This window comes from Paracoccus marcusii (genome assembly GCF_006151785.1).
In the GTDB taxonomy this organism is placed as follows: domain Bacteria; phylum Pseudomonadota; class Alphaproteobacteria; order Rhodobacterales; family Rhodobacteraceae; genus Paracoccus; species Paracoccus marcusii.
Window position 1 is genome coordinate 1 of the sequence record NZ_VDDD01000283.1, and the last position, 683, is coordinate 683.

General features: G+C 75.4%; 1 protein-coding gene. It reads left to right on the forward strand.

Annotation, left to right across the window (positions count from 1 at the left end; genetic code table 11):
• On the forward strand, positions 1-552 hold a 552-nt coding region (locus tag FHD68_RS18770), incomplete at its 5' end, for a siderophore-interacting protein (protein ID WP_139086649.1).
• Between the last annotated feature and the right edge of the window lie 131 nt (positions 553-683).

Below are 683 nucleotides of genomic sequence, written 5' to 3' on the forward strand. Positions count from 1 at the left end.
CCGGCGGGGCGGGCGGCCATCTGGCCGCGCGTGGCCGCCAGCGGGCGCACCGTCTGGCCCGACGGGGCGGACGCGCTGCACCGGCCGGTCTATACCGTCGTGGATCACGGGCCGGGCTGGCTGGATTTCGACATCTTCTGTCATCCGGGCAGCCCGACCTGTGACTGGGCGCAGGGCGCGCCCCTGGGCCAGCAGGTCGGTGCCATCGGCCCCGGCGGCGGCAGCTGTCCCGACACCGATCGGCTGTGGCTGTTCGGCGACCAGACCGCGATGCCCGCCATCACCCGCATGCTGGCCGAGACGCGCGGCACGGCCAGCGCCGTCCTGTGCTGTGACGCGGCCGACCTGGGCGCGCTGGCGGATGATCCGCGGGTCACGCGCTGCGACGACCTGATGGCCGCGCTTGTGGCGATGCCGGACCCCGTGGGCGGGCATGTCTGGTTCGCGGCCGACGCGGCGCGCACCCGTGCCGCGCGCAGCCACCTGCTGGCCCGCGGCCTGACCAAGACCCAGTTCACCGCCGCCGCCTATTGGTCGCGCGCAGAGGCTTGAAAAAGAACGCAGGTCTGCCCGGACGGGCGCGGTGCGGAACGCTGTCGCGTCGTCCGGCGCGACCCGCGACCGGGCGTTTCGCAGGTGGCGCACCGGGCGGAACGGCGGCCCGCATCGGTGCCCCGCGGGCG